This is a genomic window from Virgibacillus sp. AGTR (genome assembly GCF_016919725.2).
Classification (GTDB): Bacteria; Bacillota; Bacilli; order Bacillales; family Amphibacillaceae; genus Virgibacillus; species Virgibacillus salarius.
In genome coordinates this window covers 1-18,007 of sequence record NZ_JAJERH010000017.1, presented here as the reverse complement: position 1 = coordinate 18,007, position 18,007 = coordinate 1, and the positions used below count along the sequence as shown (strand labels likewise).

Genomic DNA, 18,007 nt, shown 5'->3' with positions numbered 1-18,007 from the left:
CCCCTAACTAACTTTTATCCCATGTTTATTGACCTTTGGCTCCTCAAATCTCCAGCCCTTATTTATAAGTGCTTTTATTTCATATTTTGACAAGTGCCCAGCAACGACTAATGTTTGACCTTCTCGGTGTTTGTATAATGTTTCAATAATCATTTGCTTGCCTTTCGTGGTTCACTTTGTTTTTATCAAGGTAGGCTTGTTCGATTTGTTCTGTGGTAAAGCCTAGCATTTCGCCTAATCGAATAAATTGCATGAATAAAATTCTATAAATATAATCAAGATCTCCAAATTCACCATTATCAAGAACTACATCTCTAAAATTACTGACCCAGAAAAACACCTCGTTAAAATGTGTTGTTATATCAACTTGCAACCTATCAGATAGTGGAACATTTACACCTTCAAGATTTTTTTCCAACCCAATACTCAAAATAAAGTGTAGGCAGTCTACGTATTCTTCTAGGAGTGGGTTAACTCTGCAATACTCACACTTTCTATATGGCCCTAATAAAGGAGATGACTTAGAAATGCCACCAATGCATTCATCGCAACCTTTATTGTATGCGAGCTGTGGCTTTTGTTTATTACTCCAAAACTTAAAACCACGCCATTCATTAGCTAACTCACCTAATTCAACCTGTAGAGCTAGTATCTTTTTATCTAGCAAGTTCTGTCCTTCCAGACCTTTTTCTCTTTCTATCCTTGTATCTAATTCCTTTTGAATGGGGAATAATTTATTTAAGTTCATTGTTTGACCTCCGATTGAATTTTTTATTGAAACACGTATCACACATTACCTTTCCGTTATTGGTTACAATTGGTTGATTTATTAAATTTTCGATATCTACATGTGTCAAACAACTATCACACTCAAACCACCATCCGTTTTCTAACATACTCTGTTTTAATTGTTTGGGGTTCCCTTCTAAACCATCAGCGTATCTCGCTCTTTTAATTCTCACGTTAATATAATCAGTCCACCCGTAAGCTTCACTTTGATATATCGCTTTTGCTCTAGTTTCTGCGAACACAATTTCTTGCATTTCTCCGTTAATATCTTGAGTGTGCCAAGCTTTCATTGTTTGACCTCCTGGTATTGTTCTTTCATGACGTTACGCCTTCTAGTAGGTGTGAGTGCTGAAATGCGTTTCCGATTACTTCGACATCAGTACAATCACAACCAGTAGCCACGTCATATCTAGCACCGACAAAATTATCTAATGGGTCTTCTCCAATGTAAAAACCTGCATAATCTTCTCTGTATTCAACTTTCAAGTATTCAATAACATCTTCAGGAGGATGACCACTTCCGAAAACAACGACAGTTACTGTTCTTTTTAAAATATATTGGTCATAAATCCCTGTTCCATTTTTGTCCTTTAAGCCTGTATATTGAAGTAAATCGACGTCTTTAGGTTCTCTTTGGACAATAATGTTTTTTCCTTCGATAATGTCATATCCCCACAAATTCACTAGTTTTATAGATTGAGTATTACTTTCAAAAGAACCTTTCCCGTCGAAAACAATACAGTTTACATATCGCATCTTTTTACTTTTCTTATCCCACGCCCGATATTTAATATCCTTCACACAGATTCCTCCTTTGACGTTACGCCTTTCTGGTTGAATTTGTTTTGTATTTCTTGTTTTATCATTTCTTGAATTTGTTCTCCTGTAGGGATAACGCTTTTTATTGTTTCTTCGATTTGTGAATCAATTTTCGAGAACAATTCTTTATCTGCATATTCTCTTGCCTTATCCATAATCCAATATTCGGCTCTGGTAGTTTTCGTTCCACCACTTGAAGACGGCATATATTTTTCGCCTAATTTGCTTGCAGTATTTGAATAACGGAAACAAGGTTCATCTAAATAATTTTGCAGAGTACGTTTGATATATTTATCAACTTCTGTCCTTGGTGGTTTATCGCTATGAATGGGTTTATATTCTTCCCCAACTATAGCTGTTTTTAAATAACTATCCACAATTGGGGCAATGATTTTTTCTACTTCTTCTCGCACCATGTCAGTTGCTTGTTCTCTAACCATTTTTTTAACTTGTTCTGAAGCTACTTTAGACACCAAACATTCAAGTTCGTAATTGAGATCTTCCTTATTTATTTCAAGGTTTATGTTTGCCTTCATTCCATTTCCTCCTCTAATTAAGAACTGTACACTTCTATTTCAAAAGCAGTCGAAAGATCAATTATTTTTTGTGATACGCTTATATCATCGTTGAAATCAACATCGTGTATGGAATATGAATTGTCGATTTGAATATGATTGACGTGTTTATCTTCTGGTAATTCATCTAACTTACTTTTCGGTATGTCATATACCACAAATCTGATTAATGACTTTGCTTCATCTTTGTATAGCGTAATCGCTACACTTCCGTATCTAGCGAAAACGGCATTACTGAAACATCTAAAAATTGTTTTATAAAAATAGTTCTTCATTCCATTTCCTCCTTCACCTCCCATTAAGGGAGGGTTAGTTATTTAATTCGCTTTTTATTCGGATTTTGTATTAGTCCTGCCTATGATTACGTTGTCGTCATTAGGGTGTTTTTCTAACATATATTCCATACACTCCCATTCCGTATTGGCTTCGAAAATCGTTTCATTGGTTGTTTTGTCATACACCATAAAACTATGCATATTTTTCACTCCTTCATATTTTCTGTCTAATTTAACCTTTCTCTACTCCTTTCAATGCAATTTCTAATTGTCTTTTAGCTCTACGAAAGATATAGTCCAGATTCTCCGTATTCTTGATAGTTCCGTCCGATTTCAGATGTTTATTAGGTATCCATACATTTTGATTGGTGTCATTGATTACGAATCGTTTAGCTTTCATTTTTTTATAATTACGCTTAATCAACCGTAGAGGAATGCCTTTATAGTATTGCCTGTTATAGTTCATCCCTCTACTCTCTTCTCGTACCAAGTGAAGTCATCCATAACTCGCTCCCATGCCCAGTCTGCAAATTCTTTGTTTATCTCTTCTTCGGTAGCATCATCTTCAAATTCGAATTCTTCTTCATCAATATCATGTTCACCTACGCCGGTTCTGTGGCAAAAGACTATTGTTTTCATTCTGATTCTCCTTTTTTTATAAATGTTGACGTACTATTTCAACCACTTCTTCGGGATCTAGCTGACCCCCTGAATTGATTTCTTGCAATGCTCGTGATTCTATTTCCTCCAAAGCCTGTTTTAACTCTTTAATTCTTTCTTTTTGAATCTCATTTACATATTTGTATCTGTCTTTCTCCATCCGTTCACTGAATAAATCATGATTGAGTTTCAAGGACAGCTTCCTCAACTCTTTCACACGTTCTTCTAACTCTCCTACATAATCACACTCGCTACACCTTAAACGCCCATGTGTTTCGCATATTTTATCCATTGGCTACTCCTTTCAATGTCTGTTCAATCCGTCTAGTTATCCATGTATCCATTTGTAAACCTGTATCTGGATGCGTTCCTGCTTCTTCATAAGCTTCAAAAAGCACTTCTTCCAAAGCCTGTTTGTAGCGTTGGTTTTGTTGCCACGTTTCAGCGAAAGATGCAGCTATTTCTTTTCTTGAAGTTTCCAACTCCTGCACACGTTCTGCTTGTTGGATAAGGTATTCTATCCCTTCTGAATTAACATAAGCCCCTATTTCTTTATGAGATAATCTATAAGCTTCTTTTATCTCTTCCAACCGTTTATCCATTGGATTCTCCTCCTTTCAATGCTTCCACAGCAAAATTGTGTGGTGATCCTGTGCTTATATCCCGTATATCTTTCAAATATTGTTCATAGCGTCTGTTCTTTTTCGCAAGATAACAAGCCCAACCATCTTTCCTTTCGTATAGTGATGCACATGCATCGAGTTCTGCCTCCAACTCCTGCGCACGTTCTGCTTGTTGGATAAGATAATCAATTAAGTCCAGACCATAGTCAGTTAAAAGTACGTTATTTGATTTTTGTTTATTTCTATAGTCGGCAACTAGTTCTTTAGCTTCTTCCAACCGTTTATCCATCCCTAAACCTCCACACCTACTGTTTTTAGTGCTGCTTTGCATATTGCTAGTGGGGCTGTCTTTTCAACCGATCTAATACTCCTTAAATCATCATTCCAATTTGTTAAATCACAATACCATTTGTCTTCATCTTCAAATCTCGTGAGTTCAAATTCATATTTTCGATCTAACTTCTCAACCACTTGCCAAGCATCTTCTATTTTTTGACTGTAGGATGGGATTCCAAACCTTTTTCCATCTTCCGCACGTTGACCATTCCGCACTTCAAATCCCATAACCTTTTCAGCTACTAATTGATCTATCTTTCTGTTATCCATCCCTAGACCTCCTTAATTTTCATTCTCCAGCAATCTGCAATAAAACGAGCATCCTCTAATTGCGATTCATCGAATATATAAGCATTTTCTCTGTCATTTGTAAGGGTGTAGAAAAACCCTATTGCTGAATCGACAGCAATGTACTCATAGAATATATCTGGAAATTCTCCCTTTATCTTAGAAGGTTTCATATGAGTTGAGTAGACAATGTAATCACTCACACCTAGACCTCCTATAATTCACTATGAGCAAAAAAATCCGGCTTATCGCAATATTTCTTAATGAGATTCTCAAATGTGTCTTTATCGGGCGTTTCTTCATCAGGGTAAAATGTAAATACTTTATCCATAGGTTCTTCTGTTACAGCTTCATCTCCCCAAAATTCCAGCAAATCTTGGTAGCAAGTGTCGCCACATATTGACACATAAAATTGTATTGCCTTTTCTTTGCTTTCATGACACACCCAATCGCAACGATCATTTCCAAATCTAAATATTTTTAATTTCATTTCCTAGACCTCCCAATCCGATAAGCAAACGGACGTTTTATATTTTCTTTTCGTGCTTGATCATACAGAGCTAAAAATATTTCATGTGGATTCCTGGAGTTGATTTCTGCAATATCTTCAATGCTTCTGCCGTATTCCCATTGGCTCACGATGTTTTTTAATTGTTTTTCACTGAAAGCAAGTTCCAAATCTTCCAAGATAAATCTATATTTCACACCCTTAGGAAGTAGAGGAATATTTGATTCGCTTGCAGTATTCACGCCGACTTACTCCTATCCAAGCTATCCAGCCATGCCTGCAACCGTTCAATATCGCTATCATCCCGAGAAAAGTCACAGTGATTATCTGGGCAGGGTTTAAATTCAATGCCCCAGCTTGTCCGATATGCGATTCCTCCTGTGTTATTGCAGGTGTTACACATAGGCTTCCCCCTCTATCACGTCATAAATAGTCATTTGATTCCTTTCAAATTCTTCTTCGATAGCTTGTAAATGCTTGTCGTAACAGACAGGACCATAACCACGTTCAATGCTCTTTTTATCCTTTAGCTTTCTGCCACAAGTGGCGCATTCTGTGTGTTGCATGATTAAGCTCCTTTCCGTAATCTATAGTCTTTGCCTTCGACTTTATATAAATGATCTCCGCACATTCCTAGCAATCTACTTGATGCTGCATATCCGATCTTATCCGCTAGAGTTCCTGTATCTTCGTTAGAACTGAATATAATTGGTTTCTTGTGTAGGTACCGCTCATTGATAATTTTGTAATAGAGACCCTCTTTTGATTCCGAATGCTTTGATTTTCCTAGATCATCCCAAACCAACACATCAGCTTGTAGTGCACTTTCTGTTAATTTATTAAGGGATTCTCCACCATCGCTAGCCATTTTTGCGCTAGTAAGATCATCCATAAAGGTAACGTCCGATACACAAAGCACCCTGCAACCACGATCAAATTTCGATTTCTGACCTGGTGCAATTTCATCCCTTACACGAATGCGGTTTAATATCCACTTAGCCGCAGCCATTTGTAAATGTGTTTTGCCGAGTCCAAAGTTATTATGTTCAGCTTTAGCCTGATAACGATCCTCGGCATTCATTGCACGAATTCGACTTTCTCCAAATGAAGCCATAAACCCTATGCTGTTATGTTCTGGCTTATTTTCAATAATGTTTGGAAAGTCCTCTAGATAGTCTTTGATGGCTTTAAATAATGTTTTTTGTACATCACTTTCTAAGACATAGTTATCAAATCGGGCATCCTTAAATTCATCAGGAATTAGTGCATTTTTAAATCTATTTTTTAAGCTTTTCTGCTTAACACAGTGGCAAGGTCTGCCTACATCTTTGAGAATCTTCATAGGCTCTTGTCCTTTTAGTTTTAATTCTTCCTCCACTTTTTCGATCAACATGCCTGTGTCTCTGCAATCTAAACAATTAATGTCCTCCAAAGGCTCTTTCTGCTGCGTCGAGTTCTCGCTTTGCTTGCTCATAGCTTGTGCCCGATCTATTATTTTTTGAATAGCTCCCCCTACGTCCGCGAATCCCTGTGACATTATTAGATTCCTCCCTTTCTTGGTAATGGCGATCTAGAATATATCCAACACAATAGTTAAGAGTATTTATTTGATCTCTGCTATGTTTTTTCTTTGATTCATAATCTCTAAAGCATTCTTCTAAATATTGAACAGCTTCATCTGGAGGAACTCCTTCTTTTTCAACCTCTTGGGCAGCTAATTCATCTTTAGAGCTGTGATGCATTTGATTCTTCAATTCAAGATATTTTTTAATTAATGCAAAGGCGGTAGAGTTTTCGTTTACTACTGCTTTACTTTCCTTTCCTTTACTTTCCTTTACTTTACTTTGTGCACTAAATTCCTCATTTATCGAGTTAATGTTCACAATAACTAAGTTTTTGTATGCATTAACCTCTTTTTCATCCAAAAGCAGGTAGTCAGAGGTGATGTTGACTTGTTTTCTCCTTGATGATGCTTCCAAATATCGCCTCTGAATCCCAGCTGAACTAAGAATTTCATGTTGTTCATACAATCGTTTTGAGAATATCCCCCACTTAACACAATCATTAATGATGTCATTAACTCTATTAATGTTTACATTAACTCTCCTAGAGAAAAGTAATTGTTCTTTTTCTCCCCACTTATAGAAATAACTGTTGTCATAGATTTTCATTAATAACTTGATAATTATTCCGAATCCTTCAAGTCCGTGGGTAGCCTCAATTAATGCGATTTTGTCGTCCTGATCAATGTCAACATCAAGTGGAAAATAGTCCAATCCTTCTTTCGTTGGTCTAGCCACTCTATCACCTCCAACCTCATTACCTATTAATCTGACAAACAGCGAATCTGCCTTTAACTTTTAAAACGGTATAACCCTCATAACGCTCCATATACTGCAATATCAGTTGCTTTAAATCTTCTTGGTCTTGTGCAGTCTCCCAGAGATGTTCTGGGAGACGTACATTTGATTTATTGTGCATAGATCAATTCTCCAACTTCAATTACTCCATTTAACTTCTTCTTGCTCTTGCAATAATCACATTTCCCACAGCTAACTGGATCCACTTCACCGTTTTTAACTTCCATAATTCGTTGCATTTTTGCTTCTGTATATTCATACTCAAAATCAAACCGAGTTTCATCAAAATACACGACAGCTTTATTTGGTTGTTTTTCTTTGCTTACAGCGACGATATAAGGTGTATACAGATAACCTGTATTTTGCTCGATAATCTTGCGATAAATAGACATCTGCAACACATAATCCCATCGCTCGATAAACGACACCCAACCATCGTATTTCTCGCTCCAATAGCGTTTATGAATGTCCTGTGTAGTCTTTAAATCCGAAAGAAAATGATGTTGATGGTTAATGTTGTCAATCTTGCATTTCCAGTCGACTCCAAATAAGTTTGCTGTATATATTTGCTCTTTTTCACCAGTCATAGCAAACATGGCAAAGGGATCATTCTTTAAAGATTCGATCATCAAATCAGCTTGTTCATAGTCTTGGTATTTGCCACCACGTTTTTTAAAGATAGATCCGTTATTTTCTTCTATAAACTGATTAAATGATTCTTCGCTTTCAAATGCTGCATGTGTATAGGAACCGACCAGCATTGCACTGGAAGTCGGCTCCTTGTATTCACCTTTCAAATAAGCCATAGTCTTAGCTTCGCATTCTATAAAACGTTTAAATTGCGATACAGACATATATTGCCTGTCCATTTCAAGAGAATAGTAATTATTCGAAGTCAATTTCTTGCTGTGTTCCTTCGTCGTCATCAGCCTTCACTTCCTCTGTTTTAGGCTTGTCTGTCTCTTTTTCTTCCTTATCCATAGTTTTACTTTCATCAGCCTTAAAAGCTTCTGACAGCTTCGATTCTTGCTTATTTTTGACCTCTTTTTTAAACCAGTCATCAGGCTTGCTCATTCCGTCTCTTAAAGATGTAAATATCTTGATAAGATCAACGTAATCACGTTCGGTAAATGCTGATATGTTGTAGCCCATGTGTTCTTCTATCTGTTCTTTTGTGACACGATACTTGTCTTTAAAGGTTGATAGAGCATTCGCTAAACGCTCTTTTAAAGGTTCCTTGTTGTTTCCTTGTAAAGTCCTATTACATTCCTCTGTAGCCTTTTCTGTAATGTCACCAGGAATAATGGATAGGACACACGAGCGTACTCGTCGAGCCCCTTGATTTGCTACCATTTCATAAATATCACGAGGATCCGTAAGTTTTTGAACAGAGCCATTAGCTTTTCGTGAATGCTTAACAGTAAATACTTTTTCCTGTCGCACGTTCGTTTCTAAATCCCACGCATAAGCCATAGCCACAGATTCACCAGGACGTTGTTCTAATTCCTTCACACCGAATGCTAGGTTCCCCCAATTTTGTGCTAATACTTCCGCTAATCTTATAGATGGCCCTTCAACTTTCGACCCACCTCTTGGATATCTATAAACCGCCACTTCTGCTAAGGCTGGTCGTTTACAGGCATCCAAAATGCGTTGTTCTGACTGAAAAACATCCCTCGGAAACTGGCGAGCCATAAATATTTGACCCTTTACCTCTTCCATTTCTCGACTTGAAGAAGATTGTGCTGTAACCCCTGTATTGTTAGACTGCTGATACTGCATTTGTAATTCGCTCATAATTCATACCCTCCAATTGATTAATAGAATTTTGACTGTCATTAATAAGATCATCTATATATAAATCATGTACTGCCTTTAAATCCGCATGTGTACCACTTAACGCTATTCGTGCAGCTACAAGACCAAATGCTTTGGTGTCACCACAACCGTTATAACGATATAGCTTGTATTCATCGACAAATGATATGGCCATTGTTTATTCCTCCCTTGTCCTAATTGGATCGGTGAAGTATAATAAAGTCATAATTTAATGATTTTCACCGATCAATTTTTGCACCCTTGGCAGAGGGTGTATTTTATTGCGCTTCTTCATAAGTTGCGCCCAGCAATTCCAAGATCTCCTTTTCTCGTTCGGTCAGTGCTCCGGCCAAGAAAAACGAATCTTGAAAGACTAGAATCTCGTCGCCAGTACATACCGTTTCACCAAACATGTCCACGCAATATTCATTTGTGCGATAGTTCATTGCTGGATAGCCTGTACGCAATGTTCTTTCGACAGCTGGGTGATTCACTCTACTTCCTCCCACGTGACCATGTTTTTAAGATCGTAATCCTCTTTAAAAATAGTCCGGAATTCTCCATTTTTATCATAAAAGCTTAAATGTGCAATGCTTCCATCTTCATTCCACCGGATACCTTTCACTGGACATTGCTTACCTTCAAAACTTATTATTGCTCGCATGTTTTACCTCCTAATAGTTGATAAGTAAGAAAAACCACACAATTAACATCACGATTCCTAGACAGTTATAAAACCAATCTATTTGTTTATCGCTCATTTAAATGCATCCTAACTATTTCTACGTCAACGCCTCGATGTGCTAATTCCTGCACCAGTTTATGAAGTTTGTCTTCTTTGTATTTCTTGCTGCTCATTTGTTCCAATTCATGAATAGATTTAGTAAGGTCAATAATCGTATGTTTTGCCTTATAAAAATCTCCATTTTCTATCAATTCTGGTATCCTTTTATTCAAATCCTTTACACAGCAGTACTCTTTGCTTGCTCTGTTACGATGCTCTTTTAAAAAGTGCTTTTCTAGATTCATAGTTACCTCCTAGAAATAATTAATAATGATAAAGAACAATATGATTAAACCGTATACAGCTACATAGCAATCCTTTGCTTCCTTCATATAAGACCTCCTAACAGAATTGTTCCTGCTGCTTGGAACGTATCGGCTATCATTTGGGCGGCGCTCGCTATATCTATGTTGCAAACCAATGCAATAAGCATGTCCTGTGAGTTCGTTGCTTGCGCCCATTTGATTGCATCATCGAATGAAATCTTAAGCTTATTACTTTCTAGCCTTGATACATTGCTCCGTGACATGTGCATTACTTCCGACAAGTCCTCTTGTGACAAACCAGCTCGCTTTCTCATCTTCCGAAATCGTGCTCCATATTCCATCATTTTCACCTCCTTCAATGTGCAGGATTCGCACAATTGCAGGGGTTGCACAGTAATGCTTCAATAAATACGTTATGATGTAATTACCGACCCCCACTCGGTGTTTTTGATTCCTCCTGTTTGTTTTGGTGTTCCGCGATAATACGCGGAATGCTTGTTTTCTTAAAAAAGTTAAGCATTAGTTTCTTTGTGTGTTCCTCGCTTGTTTTGTACGTAACTTTTGTTGGCATCTTAGACCCTCCCTATTTATTAGCGCTTTAATGCGCTCCTCTTTTTGCCTCATTTATTTAAAAAACTTAGTGGACCTTCACTTCTTAAATGCCTTAAAGAATCTATTAATTCGTTAATTTCATCCGAACCAAGAAACAGTTCTATAACACTAGTAACCTCGCGTTGTGTTTCTTCGTCGTTTGTTTTGTCTGTATTGACCTCATATTCCGAAAGAGTGAATATATAGAAGTCATCACCTTGTTTCTCTACTTCCACAACTGCTTGGCAATCACCAAGTACTAAAGTTAATTTTTTAGTAATCATTTAAATAACACCTTCTAACGTTTGTTGGTTGTTGGTTTCATCAATTTCTATTTTTAAACTGGTCGATGGTTGCCACATGCCTATAAAGCGCAATCCTTCTTCAAACTGTTTCTTTGGTAAATCGCCATACCTAGGTATTTCAAAATGGTTTTTAAAATCTCTCCAAAAAGCCGAAAATACTTTGAATGCCATGCTCTTATATGCAGGTGACGATTTACCACCTAGTGCTTCCATAACAACTTTTTTACCTTTTTTATTAAGAGTGTGTTCTTGCGCTCCGTCTATACGCATAGTTTCTTCGAGGTTTGTAATGCGCTCATCATGCTGTTCGATCTTTTCATTGTGTTCAATAGATAATTTCATGGAAGCCATGAGTTGCTCTTTATCTGATAGAATTTTCGGTTGTTGCTTTTCCATTTCTTCAAATCTTGTTACATACTCAGCAGTGAATAGTACACCTTTTTCCCCGGTCATTTTGTTAGCGACCATATCGCAACCTTTTTTAGTAATTAAGAAACACGGTCGACTTTCGTTTTTTGAATCTTTATATGTGCTAGAAACAAAGAATTCTGACGTCTGCATTTTTGCAGAGGTTAAATATTCAACATACTTTCTAATACTTCTCATAAGTTGGTCATGAGATTTACCAACCATTTCTGCCACTTCTCTGCTGTCGGTTACTAATTTTCCATTGAATGAAATTACTTTTAATTGATTCATTTGAATCGCTCCTTTATTTTTATTTCCAACCTTTTCTAGTAAACTAGTGCTAGAAAGGAGGGTGATTATGGCTTATAGAGAATATATAGCGAAAGAAATAGAGCAATTGATTAAAAATGCGCCAAAAGGTACTACCGAATATCATCTGGAACACTTTGATCAACAAGATGTTGCTGATACTGTGAATCACTTTCACTACAAAAACCCAAGATTGATACAAGAAACTGAAGTTTATTTCACAAGCAAAGCGCCAATTGTAATCATGAAATAGTTTTACACTTCCTCTTGAACCGTCATTCAAGAGGAAGATTACTCAACAATAGTTAATCCAAGTGCTACCGCAACTTCCTGTTTAATTAAACGAGGGTGATACTCAACAATAACTTCTGGACTTTTACTGGCTTTGAGAATCAATTCAACTGAACTAATACCCTCTTCCAATTGAAGTCCATTAATCTCAATACTTCCTTCATAACAAAGCTTTTGCCCATTCATGTTGATCTGCAAGTGCTGCAACTTATCAAATTGAATTTTTTGTTTCATTTTTGAACTCATCTGATTACCTCCTATATTGCTTGTTTTTGTTTATTTTCGCGAATTGCGATCTCATTATTAAAAAAAATTTCATCTAAACTAACATCAAAAATAGAGCGCAATTTTAAAATGTGTTCAATCTGTAGTTGGCGATGACCGTTTTCAATTTGAGAGTAATAATTAGGTGATATACCTAGTTGTTCCGCAATAAATTTTTGTTTAATCCCCCTTTTTTCCCTCATTTTTTTTAAATTATTAGTAATGATCTCGGTGTCTTTCAAGAGATTCACCTCCTTCAAAAAATCGCATTTCGTGATGTCTTGTTCTAAATATAACATCGCAAAATGAGATAGTCAACATTTTTTATCACTTTTTGCGATTTTTTAATTAATAATTCATGATTTGCGATATAATGCATGCAAGAAAGGTTGTTGTATATGAATGATAAGATTCTTGCTAAGAGACTTAAAGAGTTAAGAGAAAAAAACGGATATCTCCAAAAATTCGTTGCAGATAAAATAGGGGTAAGAAGTAATACATTATCTGGTTATGAAAACGGTACTAGAAATCCAGATCCAGATATAATAAGAAATCTAGCTAAATTATACAATGTCACTACAGACTACTTATTAGGTCATAGCGACCAACCACACATGACAGAAGAAGAAGCCTTTGAGGCTTTCCGTAACGATCCATCATTAGAAAGATGGTATAGAGAACTTCCAAAAAATAAAGAGGAAGATCTTAAAAGATTAAAGAAAATATGGGAAGCTTTCAAAGAGGATGAAAAAGACAACTAAGATTATTCATAGATAGAAAATTAAAAAGGGGGGATTAGAATGAAAAAAATATTGATTTTAATTAGTATTGTTTTCATTTTAACAGCATGTAATAGTAGCGCTGATATCGACTACAAAATAATAGAGGAAGAAGAACCGGGAGAAGGAAGAATTGTAGCAAGATTAGTAACGGATGCGAATGGTGAAGATGAAATTAAATCTATTATAGATAAACTCTCTTCGGATGAATATTGGGGATCTGATTCTATCACAGCTCGCATTCACGAACCATCAGATAGTGAAGAATTTGGTAAATTAGTTGCTATCGCGAAATATGCTTGGACCGAAAAAGGTTTGGCTCAAATTGGTGAAAATGAAAGAGATAAAGTATATATAAATTTTGAATAAAGGTGTACAAATCATGTACACCCTCTCTTATAACCAACAATCGAACATACATTCTATAAACAAGGGGGATTTTATGTTTATCACTACTTCAAGAACAGAGGATTATATAAAAAAACTTTTAATTAGATGTAACATTACTGATCCGAAAGAATTAAATATAATGACGATAGCAGAAAGATTAAATATGCCCGTTTATTATTGGGAATATAGTAGCGAAACAGTTTCTAAGGATGGCAAAGATATTATTTTCATTGATGCTTTTGCCTCTAAACAGAAACAATGGGAGGATTTTACTCATGAGTTATGCCACCCTCTTTGGCATGTTGGTAGACAAGAATTTCTTCCGTTTCCATTTTTAGAATTGCAAGAATGGCAAGCAAATAATTTCAGCTATCATTTAGCAATTCCTACTTTTATGCTAGACAAGCTATACAACTATACAATATATGATGTTATGCAGATATTTAATGTCGATTATGACTTTGCTTACAATAGATTAGAAATGTACAAAAATAAATTTTATATTCAGGAGGTATATCATGAACGTTATATCGTTGGAAGCTAAACGAAGACAAAAGAGAGCTGAGGAAATATTAAATATACCTGTGTACAAGGGCATATGGAAGGATGAAAATGGGGAATTAACTGGAAACATTATTGATTATGTTGACATGCCAAAACACTTAATTAAGAAAGGGGAATAAACTTTGAGAACAGCTTTATACATTCGTGTATCTACTCGTGAACAATTAGATGGCTTTTCTATATCAGCGCAAAAAAGACAGCTTACAGCATATTGCGAATCGCAAGGATGGGAGATTATGGGCTATTATGTTGAAGAAGGAGCGAGCGCCAAAAACACAAATCGCCCTGAATTAAAGCGCATGATCACCCACATCGAAAATGACTTAATTGATTGTGTTCTTGTTTATAAATTGGACAGACTAACAAGATCAGTATTAGATTTATACAATTTGCTACAAAAATTCGAGGAAAATAATTGTAAATTTAAATCAGCTACAGAAGTTTACGACACCACAAGCGCAATCGGACGTATGTTTATTACACTCGTTGCCTCTTTCGCTCAATTCGAACGCGAAAGATTAGGGGAGCGTGTTTCTATGGGAATGGAGCAAATGACAAGAGAAGGTAAATGGAAAGGTGGAACAGTTGGATACGGACATAATAAAATTGATGGAAATTTCGTCATTGTTGAACATGAAGCATCCATTTTAAAAGATATGTATGAATGGTATCTATCTGGATTGAGCGATAGAAGTATTGCTATAAAGTTAAATGAAATGGGCTTAGAAACACGTACAGGAGCCGAATGGGATGAACGAAAGGTAAAGTATGTATTAACAAATAAAAAGAATGTGGGAACGTTACAATACGGTGTGAGGGTTAACCAAGATAAAAGCTTTGAAGTAGATGACATTTACCCTCCTATAATTGATAAAAAAACTTTTGATCGCGCACTCGCGACAAGGGACGCAAGACGAAAATTTCATGGTAAACAAGCCACTAGTAGCTATTATTTTTCTGGTATATTAAGATGTTCTCGATGCGGAGCGAAAATGAAAGGGATTAAAGCACGACAATATAAACGTTATAGATGTACCAATAATCTATACCATAAATGCGATATGCCCAGCTTTAGTGAATTATTTATAGAGCAGAAATTCATCGATTATTTAAAGAATATTGCATTTAATGAAAATGAAGTTGAAATAAATCCATTGGATAATAAGGAAAATAAGCAAAAAATCAGGCGACTAGAAAAGGAAATAGATAAAATTAAACAGCGACAAAAGAAATGGCAATATGCTTGGGCGAATGAAATGTTAACGGATGAAGAATTTCAAGATCGCATGAAGGAAGAACACGAAAAACATGCAGAATATGAAAAGAAAATTGCTAAATTTAATATGAATAAGCCGAATCAAATAAATTCCGAAATAATAGAAATGATGAAAAGCACCGCTAATAATTGGGAAGCACTTGAACAAAATGAAAAGAAACAGCTTATGCAGATAGTAATTGATAAAATCATTGTTGATATTGATGAGGACAAAAAAGGTATAGACAAGGTTGATATTAAAGAGATAACCTTCAATTAAAACATGCCTTGTAAGTGAACAGGTTCAACGGGAGACGGATATGCATGGGCAAAAAAAGCTGGTCATACAATAACAGAACTTTATCCAACAGAGGTTGCATTAACATCTAATGAACCTTTTATACAGAATAAAGCTCTTCAAGGTCTATCTTTACGTGATGTTAAGTTATCTGTACTTAATCAAAAGAATAAGCCGATTATTAGCCATCAAATGGATATGATCTTTACTCATTTTGGGATCTCAGGTCCTGCAGTACTAAGATGCTCTCAATTTGTTGTAAAAGAGTTAAAAAAGGGAAGAACTGTTGTTCCAATGATTATTGATGTATTACCACATGAATCGGAACAAATAATTGTAGATAGAATATTACGTAATGTGGAGATGAATCCTAAAAAATCCTTTAAAAATATCTTAAAAGGGATAGCTCCAGAACGATTTATTTTATATCTGCTAACTAAACATCAGATTAAAGAAGATCAAAGAGCAGGATCACTGTCTAAGCAAATCATTCGACAACTTATACATGATCTTAAACAGTTTACCTTTACAGTTCATGGTTCTTTACCTCTTGATAAAGCATTTGTGACAGGAGGCGGTGTCTCAATTAAAGAAATTGTTCCAAATACAATGCAGTCAAAAATAATGGAAAGACTTTATTTCTGTGGCGAAATTCTTGATATACACGGTTATACCGGCGGTTATAATATAACTTCAGCTCTAGTAACTGGAAGATTAGCTGGATTAAACGCGGCCATTGAGTCTGGACATGTTGGTAGTTGATTCCTTGCATTATTTAAGACAAGTAGATCAATCTAATATTGTCTGCGTTTTAACTATAAGGATCTTAGAAAGGGTTGGTTTAAATGCAAAAAAATGGAATGTGGTTACCGATTATTGCCTCTGTAGGTGTAGGAGCAGCAACGTATTATACGATGACTAAAAATAATCAAAATCTTGGACAGACCATGCAGAAAATGATTCCGTTTGTTTCGCAAATGACAAACTCAAATAATGGAAATTCTAGTAATTCCCAACAATTAGGTCCTTATGGGATGAGCTAAACAGACAAAAGCGTACCAACAAAATTGGTACGCTTTTTTTAAATTTAGTTTTACTATCAATTATAAATTGTGTAAAATAGGGGGTATTACAAAAGGGAGGGGAATCAGTGAAAGGTTTTGGATTACTACTAAGAATACTAATAGCAATCCTACTAGGTATTGCCGTTGGGTCATTTGCTAATGACTGGTTTATTCGCTTGTTTGCTACTTTTAACGACCTATTTGGGAACTTTCTTGGTTTTATAATCCCATTAATTATTCTAGGCTTTATAGCGCCTGGAATTGGTTCAATGGGGCGTGGTGCAGGTAAATTACTTGGACTAACTGGTATTATTGCTTACTCATCTACAGTTATTGCTGGCATTTTAGCATTTCTTGCAGCAAAAATGTTATATCCTTTAATGCTGAACAATCAATCGTTACAATCCTTTACAGATCCATCAGAAGGTCTTAGTGAAGGGTTTTTCCAAGTAGCTATGCCACCACCAATGGAAGTAATGACAGCACTTCTTCTTTCATTTGTAATTGGCCTTGGAATTGCTGCGATAAAAGGAGATGCATTATATAATATTACAAAGGATTTTCGTAACATTATTCATATAGTTATTGAAAAAGTAATTATTCCATTACTTCCATTTCATATTTTTGGAATATTTGCCAATATGACTGCAGCTGGGCAAGTAAGTACGATTCTAGCAGTTTTTGCTAAAGTGTTTGTTATGATAGTTATACTTCACATATTGTATTTAACTATTCAATATACAATAGCGGGAACAATGAGTAAACAAAATCCATTTAGTATGTTGAGAAGAATGGTGCCAGCATATTTCACAGCATTGGGAACACAGTCTTCAGCAGCTACTATTCCTGTTACACTAAAGCACACAAAAACTCTAAAAGTACGTGAAGGCATTGCAGATTTCACGGTTCCTTTACTAGCAAACATTCATTTGTCTGGAAGTACTATTACAATAGTTAGCTGTGCGTTAGCTGTTATGTTTTTGCAGGGGGATGCTGTTAGTTTCGCTACTATTGTTCCATTTATTTTAATGCTAGGGATAACAATGGTTGCTGCACCAGGAGTTCCAGGAGGAGCAGTTATGGCTGCAATTGGATTATTAGAAAGCATGCTTCATTTTGGTCCAACTATGGTTTCGTTAATGATCGCATTATACTTAGCTCAAGATAGCCTTGGAACAGCTTGTAACGTCACTGGAGACGGAGCAATAACCTCTATCACTAATTCATTAAGTAGAAAATCAAAACAAGCGAATATATCATAATAACAACTTAACGACCTGAGTCGATCGACTCAGGTCGTTTCATCTAAATAATTCCATAAGAAAAACGGAGCAAAATTCGCTCAGTCCTTATCACTAAATGCTCAGATTTACGCTTCCTCTAGTAGC

General features: G+C 35.9%; 41 protein-coding genes and 1 pseudogene. 9 read left to right on the top strand and 33 right to left on the bottom strand.

Annotation, left to right across the window (positions count from 1 at the left end; genetic code table 11):
- Positions 1 to 3 precede the first annotated feature (3 nt).
- The 31 genes from JUJ52_RS08755 to JUJ52_RS08605 all read right to left on the bottom strand — a co-directional run bounded on the left by JUJ52_RS08755 (position 4) and on the right by JUJ52_RS08605 (position 11,696).
- The gene (locus tag JUJ52_RS08755; RefSeq protein WP_205388731.1) at positions 4 to 153 is read right to left on the bottom strand and encodes a hypothetical protein; all 150 of its coding nucleotides are present in this window, start codon (positions 151 to 153) and stop codon (positions 4 to 6) included.
- On the bottom strand, positions 143 to 748 hold the full coding sequence (locus JUJ52_RS08750; protein ID WP_205388634.1) for a dUTP diphosphatase: 606 nt from the start codon (positions 746 to 748) through the stop codon (positions 143 to 145). Before JUJ52_RS08750 ends, JUJ52_RS08755 begins: the two co-directional genes overlap by 11 nt.
- Positions 735 to 1,079, bottom strand: a complete 345-nt coding sequence (locus JUJ52_RS08745; protein ID WP_205388734.1) for a hypothetical protein — start codon at positions 1,077 to 1,079, stop codon at positions 735 to 737. Before JUJ52_RS08745 ends, JUJ52_RS08750 begins: the two co-directional genes overlap by 14 nt.
- A gap of 25 nt (positions 1,080 to 1,104) precedes the next feature.
- Positions 1,105 to 1,590 carry a YopX family protein gene (locus tag JUJ52_RS08740; protein ID WP_228088868.1) on the bottom strand — a complete coding sequence of 162 codons (486 nt, stop codon included), beginning with the start codon at positions 1,588 to 1,590 and terminating at the stop codon, positions 1,105 to 1,107.
- On the bottom strand, positions 1,587 to 2,144 hold the full coding sequence (locus JUJ52_RS08735; protein ID WP_228088867.1) for a hypothetical protein: 558 nt from the start codon (positions 2,142 to 2,144) through the stop codon (positions 1,587 to 1,589). The genes JUJ52_RS08740 and JUJ52_RS08735 overlap by 4 nt, the downstream gene beginning before the upstream one ends.
- A gap of 17 nt (positions 2,145 to 2,161) precedes the next feature.
- Positions 2,162 to 2,458 (bottom strand): hypothetical protein, encoded by a 297-nt coding sequence (locus JUJ52_RS08730; RefSeq protein WP_228088866.1) that lies wholly within the window; start codon positions 2,456 to 2,458, stop codon positions 2,162 to 2,164.
- A gap of 54 nt (positions 2,459 to 2,512) precedes the next feature.
- Positions 2,513 to 2,659 (bottom strand): hypothetical protein, encoded by a 147-nt coding sequence (locus JUJ52_RS08725; protein WP_205388638.1) that lies wholly within the window; start codon positions 2,657 to 2,659, stop codon positions 2,513 to 2,515.
- Between the two features lie 31 nt (positions 2,660 to 2,690).
- On the bottom strand, positions 2,691 to 2,924 hold the full coding sequence (locus JUJ52_RS08720) for a hypothetical protein (RefSeq protein ID WP_205388639.1): 234 nt from the start codon (positions 2,922 to 2,924) through the stop codon (positions 2,691 to 2,693).
- Positions 2,921 to 3,097 (bottom strand): hypothetical protein, encoded by a 177-nt coding sequence (locus JUJ52_RS08715; protein WP_205388640.1) that lies wholly within the window; start codon positions 3,095 to 3,097, stop codon positions 2,921 to 2,923. Before JUJ52_RS08715 ends, JUJ52_RS08720 begins: the two co-directional genes overlap by 4 nt.
- 16 nt (positions 3,098 to 3,113) lie before the next feature.
- A complete protein-coding gene (locus JUJ52_RS08710; RefSeq protein WP_205388641.1) occupies positions 3,114 to 3,410 on the bottom strand; it encodes a hypothetical protein in 297 nt (98 codons plus the stop codon).
- Entirely contained in the window at positions 3,403 to 3,720 is a 318-nt protein-coding gene (locus JUJ52_RS08705) for a hypothetical protein (RefSeq protein WP_228088865.1), read from the bottom strand. The genes JUJ52_RS08710 and JUJ52_RS08705 overlap by 8 nt, the downstream gene beginning before the upstream one ends.
- Complete coding sequence (locus JUJ52_RS08700) at positions 3,713 to 4,030, bottom strand: hypothetical protein (RefSeq protein ID WP_228088864.1); 318 nt, start codon at positions 4,028 to 4,030, stop codon at positions 3,713 to 3,715. The genes JUJ52_RS08705 and JUJ52_RS08700 overlap by 8 nt, the downstream gene beginning before the upstream one ends.
- A gap of 2 nt (positions 4,031 to 4,032) precedes the next feature.
- Positions 4,033 to 4,347 carry a BC1872 family protein gene (locus JUJ52_RS08695; RefSeq protein ID WP_205388642.1) on the bottom strand — a complete coding sequence of 105 codons (315 nt, stop codon included), beginning with the start codon at positions 4,345 to 4,347 and terminating at the stop codon, positions 4,033 to 4,035.
- A 2-nt stretch (positions 4,348 to 4,349) separates the two neighbouring features.
- Positions 4,350 to 4,568, bottom strand: coding sequence for a hypothetical protein (locus tag JUJ52_RS08690; protein WP_205388643.1), 219 nt, complete (start codon positions 4,566 to 4,568; stop codon positions 4,350 to 4,352).
- A gap of 11 nt (positions 4,569 to 4,579) precedes the next feature.
- Positions 4,580 to 4,855 carry a hypothetical protein gene (locus tag JUJ52_RS08685; RefSeq protein ID WP_205388644.1) on the bottom strand — a complete coding sequence of 92 codons (276 nt, stop codon included), beginning with the start codon at positions 4,853 to 4,855 and terminating at the stop codon, positions 4,580 to 4,582.
- Positions 4,852 to 5,115 carry a hypothetical protein gene (locus JUJ52_RS08680; protein ID WP_205388672.1) on the bottom strand — a complete coding sequence of 88 codons (264 nt, stop codon included), beginning with the start codon at positions 5,113 to 5,115 and terminating at the stop codon, positions 4,852 to 4,854. The genes JUJ52_RS08685 and JUJ52_RS08680 overlap by 4 nt, the downstream gene beginning before the upstream one ends.
- Positions 5,112 to 5,276 carry a hypothetical protein gene (locus JUJ52_RS08675; protein WP_205388673.1) on the bottom strand — a complete coding sequence of 55 codons (165 nt, stop codon included), beginning with the start codon at positions 5,274 to 5,276 and terminating at the stop codon, positions 5,112 to 5,114. The genes JUJ52_RS08680 and JUJ52_RS08675 overlap by 4 nt, the downstream gene beginning before the upstream one ends.
- Positions 5,269 to 5,439 (bottom strand): DUF6011 domain-containing protein, encoded by a 171-nt coding sequence (locus tag JUJ52_RS08670; protein ID WP_205388674.1) that lies wholly within the window; start codon positions 5,437 to 5,439, stop codon positions 5,269 to 5,271. The genes JUJ52_RS08675 and JUJ52_RS08670 overlap by 8 nt, the downstream gene beginning before the upstream one ends.
- A 2-nt stretch (positions 5,440 to 5,441) precedes the next feature.
- Entirely contained in the window at positions 5,442 to 6,410 is a 969-nt protein-coding gene (locus JUJ52_RS08665) for a DnaA ATPase domain-containing protein (RefSeq protein WP_228088863.1), read from the bottom strand.
- The gene (locus tag JUJ52_RS08660) at positions 6,292 to 7,173 is read right to left on the bottom strand and encodes a DUF4373 domain-containing protein (protein WP_228088862.1); all 882 of its coding nucleotides are present in this window, start codon (positions 7,171 to 7,173) and stop codon (positions 6,292 to 6,294) included. The genes JUJ52_RS08665 and JUJ52_RS08660 overlap by 119 nt, the downstream gene beginning before the upstream one ends.
- A gap of 19 nt (positions 7,174 to 7,192) precedes the next feature.
- Entirely contained in the window at positions 7,193 to 7,354 is a 162-nt protein-coding gene (locus JUJ52_RS08655; RefSeq protein ID WP_205388676.1) for a hypothetical protein, read from the bottom strand.
- Complete coding sequence (locus JUJ52_RS08650) at positions 7,344 to 8,159, bottom strand: PD-(D/E)XK nuclease-like domain-containing protein (RefSeq protein ID WP_226983532.1); 816 nt, start codon at positions 8,157 to 8,159, stop codon at positions 7,344 to 7,346. The genes JUJ52_RS08655 and JUJ52_RS08650 overlap by 11 nt, the downstream gene beginning before the upstream one ends.
- Positions 8,119 to 9,030 (bottom strand): hypothetical protein, encoded by a 912-nt coding sequence (locus tag JUJ52_RS08645; RefSeq protein ID WP_228088861.1) that lies wholly within the window; start codon positions 9,028 to 9,030, stop codon positions 8,119 to 8,121. The genes JUJ52_RS08650 and JUJ52_RS08645 overlap by 41 nt, the downstream gene beginning before the upstream one ends.
- Complete coding sequence (locus JUJ52_RS08640) at positions 8,996 to 9,226, bottom strand: hypothetical protein (protein WP_205388678.1); 231 nt, start codon at positions 9,224 to 9,226, stop codon at positions 8,996 to 8,998. The genes JUJ52_RS08645 and JUJ52_RS08640 overlap by 35 nt, the downstream gene beginning before the upstream one ends.
- Positions 9,227 to 9,329: 103 nt before the next feature.
- The gene (locus JUJ52_RS08635; protein ID WP_205388738.1) at positions 9,330 to 9,545 is read right to left on the bottom strand and encodes a hypothetical protein; all 216 of its coding nucleotides are present in this window, start codon (positions 9,543 to 9,545) and stop codon (positions 9,330 to 9,332) included.
- Positions 9,542 to 9,715, bottom strand: a complete 174-nt coding sequence (locus JUJ52_RS08630) for a hypothetical protein (RefSeq protein ID WP_205388739.1) — start codon at positions 9,713 to 9,715, stop codon at positions 9,542 to 9,544. The genes JUJ52_RS08635 and JUJ52_RS08630 overlap by 4 nt, the downstream gene beginning before the upstream one ends.
- Before the next feature lie 86 nt (positions 9,716 to 9,801).
- The gene (locus JUJ52_RS08625; protein ID WP_205388740.1) at positions 9,802 to 10,080 is read right to left on the bottom strand and encodes a YqaH family protein; all 279 of its coding nucleotides are present in this window, start codon (positions 10,078 to 10,080) and stop codon (positions 9,802 to 9,804) included.
- 83 nt (positions 10,081 to 10,163) lie between these two features.
- On the bottom strand, positions 10,164 to 10,442 hold the full coding sequence (locus JUJ52_RS08620; RefSeq protein ID WP_205388741.1) for a helix-turn-helix domain-containing protein: 279 nt from the start codon (positions 10,440 to 10,442) through the stop codon (positions 10,164 to 10,166).
- Positions 10,443 to 10,525: 83 nt separating this feature from the next.
- Positions 10,526 to 10,672, bottom strand: a complete 147-nt coding sequence (locus tag JUJ52_RS08615) for a hypothetical protein (RefSeq protein WP_162986470.1) — start codon at positions 10,670 to 10,672, stop codon at positions 10,526 to 10,528.
- 49 nt (positions 10,673 to 10,721) lie between these two features.
- On the bottom strand, positions 10,722 to 10,976 hold the full coding sequence (locus JUJ52_RS08610; RefSeq protein ID WP_121605551.1) for a hypothetical protein: 255 nt from the start codon (positions 10,974 to 10,976) through the stop codon (positions 10,722 to 10,724).
- Positions 10,977 to 11,696 carry an ORF6C domain-containing protein gene (locus JUJ52_RS08605; RefSeq protein ID WP_205388742.1) on the bottom strand — a complete coding sequence of 240 codons (720 nt, stop codon included), beginning with the start codon at positions 11,694 to 11,696 and terminating at the stop codon, positions 10,977 to 10,979. It abuts the gene before it with no gap.
- A gap of 67 nt (positions 11,697 to 11,763) precedes the next feature.
- Here JUJ52_RS08605 and JUJ52_RS08600 point away from each other — a divergent pair, with 67 nt between their 5' ends.
- The gene (locus JUJ52_RS08600; protein ID WP_228088860.1) at positions 11,764 to 11,967 is read left to right on the top strand and encodes a hypothetical protein; all 204 of its coding nucleotides are present in this window, start codon (positions 11,764 to 11,766) and stop codon (positions 11,965 to 11,967) included.
- 38 nt (positions 11,968 to 12,005) lie between these two features.
- Here JUJ52_RS08600 and JUJ52_RS08595 read toward each other — a convergent pair whose 3' ends face one another.
- Both JUJ52_RS08595 and JUJ52_RS08590 read right to left on the bottom strand, forming a co-directional pair.
- Positions 12,006 to 12,251, bottom strand: a complete 246-nt coding sequence (locus tag JUJ52_RS08595; protein WP_228088859.1) for a hypothetical protein — start codon at positions 12,249 to 12,251, stop codon at positions 12,006 to 12,008.
- An 11-nt stretch (positions 12,252 to 12,262) separates the two neighbouring features.
- Entirely contained in the window at positions 12,263 to 12,511 is a 249-nt protein-coding gene (locus tag JUJ52_RS08590) for a helix-turn-helix domain-containing protein (RefSeq protein ID WP_228088858.1), read from the bottom strand.
- 156 nt (positions 12,512 to 12,667) lie between these two features.
- Here JUJ52_RS08590 and JUJ52_RS08585 point away from each other — a divergent pair, with 156 nt between their 5' ends.
- The 8 genes and pseudogenes from JUJ52_RS08585 to JUJ52_RS08550 all read left to right on the top strand — a co-directional run bounded on the left by JUJ52_RS08585 (position 12,668) and on the right by JUJ52_RS08550 (position 17,881).
- Positions 12,668 to 13,030 (top strand): helix-turn-helix domain-containing protein, encoded by a 363-nt coding sequence (locus JUJ52_RS08585; protein ID WP_228088857.1) that lies wholly within the window; start codon positions 12,668 to 12,670, stop codon positions 13,028 to 13,030.
- 39 nt (positions 13,031 to 13,069) lie between these two features.
- Complete coding sequence (locus JUJ52_RS08580; RefSeq protein WP_228088856.1) at positions 13,070 to 13,417, top strand: membrane lipoprotein lipid attachment site-containing protein; 348 nt, start codon at positions 13,070 to 13,072, stop codon at positions 13,415 to 13,417.
- Positions 13,418 to 13,490: 73 nt separating this feature from the next.
- Positions 13,491 to 13,982: an ImmA/IrrE family metallo-endopeptidase gene (locus JUJ52_RS08575; protein ID WP_205388744.1), complete on the top strand. Its 492-nt coding sequence runs from the start codon at positions 13,491 to 13,493 to the stop codon at positions 13,980 to 13,982.
- Positions 13,957 to 14,121, top strand: a complete 165-nt coding sequence (locus JUJ52_RS08570; protein ID WP_205388745.1) for a hypothetical protein — start codon at positions 13,957 to 13,959, stop codon at positions 14,119 to 14,121. Before JUJ52_RS08575 ends, JUJ52_RS08570 begins: the two co-directional genes overlap by 26 nt.
- 3 nt (positions 14,122 to 14,124) lie before the next feature.
- Positions 14,125 to 15,537 carry a recombinase family protein gene (locus tag JUJ52_RS08565; RefSeq protein ID WP_205388746.1) on the top strand — a complete coding sequence of 471 codons (1,413 nt, stop codon included), beginning with the start codon at positions 14,125 to 14,127 and terminating at the stop codon, positions 15,535 to 15,537.
- Positions 15,538 to 15,555: 18 nt separating this feature from the next.
- Positions 15,556 to 16,317, top strand: a pseudogene (locus JUJ52_RS08560) (aminoacetone oxidase family FAD-binding enzyme); the annotation flags it as partial.
- Between the two features lie 83 nt (positions 16,318 to 16,400).
- Positions 16,401 to 16,598, top strand: coding sequence for a hypothetical protein (locus JUJ52_RS08555; RefSeq protein ID WP_166530848.1), 198 nt, complete (start codon positions 16,401 to 16,403; stop codon positions 16,596 to 16,598).
- 107 nt (positions 16,599 to 16,705) lie between these two features.
- Entirely contained in the window at positions 16,706 to 17,881 is a 1,176-nt protein-coding gene (locus JUJ52_RS08550) for a dicarboxylate/amino acid:cation symporter (protein ID WP_121605560.1), read from the top strand.
- Positions 17,882 to 18,007 lie beyond the last annotated feature (126 nt).